The 5,373-nt window shown below is 57.4% G+C and carries 3 rRNA genes; all 3 read left to right on the top strand.

Annotation, left to right across the window (positions count from 1 at the left end):
* The first annotated feature begins 197 nt into the window (after nucleotides 1–197).
* The 3 genes from ACFHWU_RS28560 to rrf all read left to right on the top strand — a co-directional run bounded on the left by ACFHWU_RS28560 (nucleotide 198) and on the right by rrf (nucleotide 5,365).
* A 16S ribosomal RNA gene (locus ACFHWU_RS28560) occupies nucleotides 198–1,714 on the top strand.
* 357 nt (nucleotides 1,715–2,071) lie between these two features.
* A 23S ribosomal RNA gene (locus ACFHWU_RS28555) occupies nucleotides 2,072–5,178 on the top strand.
* A gap of 70 nt (nucleotides 5,179–5,248) precedes the next feature.
* A 5S ribosomal RNA gene (gene rrf, locus ACFHWU_RS28550) occupies nucleotides 5,249–5,365 on the top strand.
* The 16S, 23S and 5S rRNA genes sit together here, the layout of an rRNA operon.
* Nucleotides 5,366–5,373: the final 8 nt, after the last annotated feature.

Raw genomic sequence — 5,373 nt, 5'->3', positions numbered from 1 at the left:
GCCCTGGTGGGGTTGCCTGCTTGGTGTGGGTGGTTCTGCTGGTGTGTGTTTGTTCTTTGAGAACTCAACAGGGTGCTTGATAAGCCAGTGCCAAAGTTTGTTTGGTTCCCGGCTGGTTGACTGCCGCGTTTGTGGTGGTTTTCTGGTTGGTGATTCCTTGGCATTTTATATGCCGGGTTTGATTTCTTCACAAGTTTTTGTTGGAGAGTTTGATCCTGGCTCAGGACGAACGCTGGCGGCGTGCTTAACACATGCAAGTCGAGCGGAAAGGCCCTTCGGGGTACTCGAGCGGCGAACGGGTGAGTAACACGTGAGCAACCTGCCCCAGGCTTTGGGATAACCCCGGGAAACCGGGGCTAATACCGGATATTACATGCTGCCGCATGGTGGTGTGTGGAAAGTTTTTCGGCTTGGGATGGGCTCGCGGCCTATCAGCTTGTTGGTGGGGTGATGGCCTACCAAGGCGACGACGGGTAGCCGGCCTGAGAGGGCGACCGGCCACACTGGGACTGAGACACGGCCCAGACTCCTACGGGAGGCAGCAGTGGGGAATATTGCACAATGGGCGGAAGCCTGATGCAGCGACGCCGCGTGAGGGATGACGGCCTTCGGGTTGTAAACCTCTTTCAGCAGGGACGAAGCGTAAGTGACGGTACCTGCAGAAGAAGCGCCGGCCAACTACGTGCCAGCAGCCGCGGTAAGACGTAGGGCGCGAGCGTTGTCCGGATTTATTGGGCGTAAAGAGCTCGTAGGCGGCTTGTCGCGTCGACTGTGAAAACCCACAGCTCAACTGTGGGCTTGCAGTCGATACGGGCAGGCTAGAGTTCGGTAGGGGAGACTGGAATTCCTGGTGTAGCGGTGAAATGCGCAGATATCAGGAGGAACACCGGTGGCGAAGGCGGGTCTCTGGGCCGATACTGACGCTGAGGAGCGAAAGCGTGGGGAGCGAACAGGATTAGATACCCTGGTAGTCCACGCTGTAAACGTTGGGCGCTAGGTGTGGGGGGCCTCTCCGGTTCTCTGTGCCGCAGCTAACGCATTAAGCGCCCCGCCTGGGGAGTACGGCCGCAAGGCTAAAACTCAAAGGAATTGACGGGGGCCCGCACAAGCGGCGGAGCATGCGGATTAATTCGATGCAACGCGAAGAACCTTACCTGGGTTTGACATGGCCGCAAAACCTGCAGAGATGTGGGGTCCTTCGGGGGCGGTCACAGGTGGTGCATGGCTGTCGTCAGCTCGTGTCGTGAGATGTTGGGTTAAGTCCCGCAACGAGCGCAACCCTTGTTCGATGTTGCCAGCGCGTTATGGCGGGGACTCATCGAAGACTGCCGGGGTCAACTCGGAGGAAGGTGGGGATGACGTCAAGTCATCATGCCCCTTATGTCCAGGGCTTCACGCATGCTACAATGGCCGGTACAATGGGCTGCGATACCGTGAGGTGGAGCGAATCCCAAAAAGCCGGTCTCAGTTCGGATCGGGGTCTGCAACTCGACCCCGTGAAGTCGGAGTCGCTAGTAATCGCAGATCAGCAACGCTGCGGTGAATACGTTCCCGGGCCTTGTACACACCGCCCGTCACGTCACGAAAGTCGGCAACACCCGAAGCCGGTGGCCCAACCCCTTGTGGGAGGGAGCTGTCGAAGGTGGGGCTGGCGATTGGGACGAAGTCGTAACAAGGTAGCCGTACCGGAAGGTGCGGCTGGATCACCTCCTTTCTAAGGAGCGCTCTCCCGGCGAAGGTCGGGTAGGGAGCCTGCCGCCTCCGAGTGTGGGGTGGGGGTGCTCATTTGGCGGAGACACTGGTGAGTTCGTGTTGGCAACGGCTGATGCTGCTAGTACTGCTTCTGCTTTCGGGTGGGGGTGTGGAGGGTGGTGTTGGTGCGGCTGGTGCGGATGGTGGGCATCCTGTTGGGTCCTGAGGGAACAGGCCACGTGGTGGGTTGTTGTCTCTGGATGCCAGGCGCGGCCTGGTCTTGCATACCGGCCATCGTGTGTGGTGGTGCTGGTGTGGGGCTGGGGGTTGCGGGTTGGTCGTTTGTTGAGAATTACACAGTGGACGCGAGCATCTTTGTGGTCAAGTTGTCAAGGGCGAACGGTGGATGCCTTGGCACTAGGAGCCGATGAAGGACGTGGGAGGCCGCGATAGGCCTGGGGGAGCTGTCAACCGAGCTGTGATCCCAGGGTGTCCGAATGGGGAAACCTGGCATCAGTCATGTGGTGTCACCTGCACCTGAACTCATAGGGTGTGTGGAGGGAACGCGGGGAAGTGAAACATCTCAGTACCCGCAGGAAGAGAAAACAATAGTGATTCCGTGAGTAGTGGCGAGCGAAAGCGGATGAGGCTAAACCGGCTGCGTGTGATACCTGTCAGGGGTTGCGTGGTCGGGGTTGTGGGACTCTGCTGATCGGACTGACATTCGGTCGAGAAGTGATAAAGCCAGTTGTTAGCTGAATGGTGTGGAAAAGCCAGCCGTAGACGGTGATAGTCCGGTAGGTGAAAACTTCTGGTCTTCTGTGGATGTTCCCGAGTAGCGGCGGACTCCTGAAATCTGCCGTGAATCTGCCAGGACCACCTGGTAAGCCTAAATACTTCCTAGTGACCGATAGCGGACGAGTACCGTGAGGGAATGGTGAAAAGTACCCCGGGAGGGGAGTGAAATAGTACCTGAAACCGTTCGCCTACAATCCGTCGGAGCCTTTAGGGGTGACGGCGTGCCTTTTGAAGAATGAGCCTGCGAGTTAGTGGCATGTGGCGAGGTTAACCCGTGTGGGGTAGCCGTAGCGAAAGCGAGTCTGAAGAGGGCGTTTGAGTCGCATGTTCTAGACCCGAAGCGGAGTGATCTAGCCATGGGCAGGCTGAAGCGCGGGTAAGACCGCGTGGAGGGCCGAACCCACCAACGTTGAAAAGTTGGGGGATGACCTGTGGTTAGGGGTGAAAGGCCAATCAAACTCCGTGATAGCTGGTTCTCCCCGAAATGCATTTAGGTGCAGCGTCGCGTGTTTCTTGCCGGAGGTAGAGCACTGGATGGTCTAGGGGGCCTACAAGCTTACCGAAATCAGCTAAACTCCGAATGCCGGTAAGTGAGAGCGCGGCAGTGAGACTGCGGGGGATAAGCTTCGTAGTCGAGAGGGAAACAGCCCAGATCACCAGCTAAGGCCCCTAAGCGTGTGCTAAGTGGAAAAGGATGTGGGGTCGCTTAGACAACCAGGAGGTTGGCTTAGAAGCAGCCACCCTTTAAAGAGTGCGTAATAGCTCACTGGTCAAGTGGTTCCGCGCCGACAATGTAGCGGGGCTCAAGCACACCGCCGAAGCTGTGGCATTCACGCGTGTACTTCGCTGATCCTTTTTGGGGTTGGTGCAGGTGTGTGGATGGGTAGGGGAGCGTCGTGCCGGGGGTGAAGCAGCGGGGTGACCCAGCTGTGGACGCGGCACGAGTGAGAATGCAGGCATGAGTAGCGAAAGAAGGGTGAGAAACCCTTCCGCCGGATGACCAAGGGTTCCAGGGCCAGGCTAATCCGCCCTGGGTGAGTCGGGACCTAAGGCGAGGCCGAGAGGCGTAGTCGATGGACAACGGGTTGATATTCCCGTACCCGCGAAGGAGCGCCCATGATGAACCTCGTTGTGCTAACTGCCCGAACTTGGTGAGGTTTTCGGACTGATCTGAGGGAGCGCGGGAACCTGGCGGGTAGTAGTCAAGCGATGGGGTGACGCAGGAAGGTAGCTGATCCCGGCCGGTGGTTGTGCCGGGGTAAGCGTGTAGGCTGCATCATAGGTAAATCCGTGGTGTGTGAGGCTGAGACGTGATGCCGAGCCGATTCAGGTGAAGTCAGTGATCCTATGCTGCCGAGAAAAGCCTCTAGCGAGCTTCTAGCGGCCCGTACCCTAAACCGACACAGGTGGTCAGGTAGAGAATACCGAGGCGATCGGGCGAACTGTGGTTAAGGAACTCGGCAAATTGCCCCCGTAACTTAGGGAGAAGGGGGGCCGGAGACGTGAAGCCCTTTTCGGGTGGAGCGTTGTATGGCCGCAGAGACCAGGGGAAAGCGACTGTTTACTAAAAACACAGGTCCATGCGAAGAAGTAATTCGATGTATATGGACTGACGCCTGCCCGGTGCTGGAACGTTAAGGGGACCGGTTAGCTCTTCGGGGCGAAGCTGAGAACTTAAGCGCCAGTAAACGGCGGTGGTAACTATAACCATCCTAAGGTAGCGAAATTCCTTGTCGGGTAAGTTCCGACCTGCACGAATGGCGTAACGACTTTCCTACTGTCTCAACCACAGGCCCGGCGAAATTGCATTACGAGTAAAGATGCTCGTTACGCGCGGCAGGACGGAAAGACCCCGGGACCTTTACTATAGCTTGACATTGGTACTCGAATTAGCTTGTGTAGGATAGGTGGGAGACTGTGAAGCTGGTACGCCAGTATCGGTGGAGTCATTGTTGAAATACCACTCTGGTTGATTTGGGTTTCTAACTTCGGACCGTGATCCGGTTCAGGGACAGTGTCTGGTGGGTAGTTTAACTGGGGCGGTTGCCTCCTAAAGGGTAACGGAGGCGCCCAAAGGTTCCCTCATCCTGGTTGGCAATCAGGTGTTGAGTGTAAGTGCACAAGGGAGCTTGACTGTGAGACTGACAGGTCGAGCAGGGACGAAAGTCGGGACTAGTGATCCGGCACTTGCGTGTGGAAGCGGTGTCGCTCAACGGATAAAAGGTACCCCGGGGATAACAGGCTGATCTTCCCCAAGAGTCCATATCGACGGGATGGTTTGGCACCTCGATGTCGGCTCGTCGCATCCTGGGGCTGTAGCAGGTCCCAAGGGTTGGGCTGTTCGCCCATTAAAGCGGTACGCGAGCTGGGTTTAGAACGTCGTGAGACAGTTCGGTCCCTATCCGCCGCGCGCGTAGGATACTTGAGAAGGGCTGTCCCTAGTACGAGAGGACCGGGACGGACGAACCTCTGGTGTGCCAGTTGTCCCGCCAGGGGCACGGCTGGTTGGCTACGTTCGGAAGGGATAACCGCTGAAAGCATCTAAGCGGGAAGCTCGCTTCAAGATGAGGTGTCCCACCCACTTTGGTGGGGTAAGGCTCCCAGTAGATGACTGGGTTGATAGGCCGGAGATGTAAGCCAGGTAACTGGTTCAGTTGACCGGTACTAATAGGCCGAGGACTTGACTTCGAAGATGTACGCGTCCACTGTGTGATTCTGGGCAAACGGGCACCGTGTGTGTTTGGTTTGTTGTTAGGGTTACGGCGGTTATGGCGGAGGGGAAACGCCCGGTTACATTCCGAACCCGGTAGCTAAGCTCTCCAGCGCCGATGGTACTGCACTCGTGAGGGTGTGGGAGAGTAGGTCACCGCCGGACATCTTTAC

It is taken from the genome of Micromonospora sp. LOL_015, assembly GCF_048060275.1.
Taxonomy (GTDB): Bacteria; Actinomycetota; Actinomycetes; order Mycobacteriales; family Micromonosporaceae; genus Micromonospora_E.
This window is presented reverse-complemented; position numbering and strand designations above follow the sequence as displayed.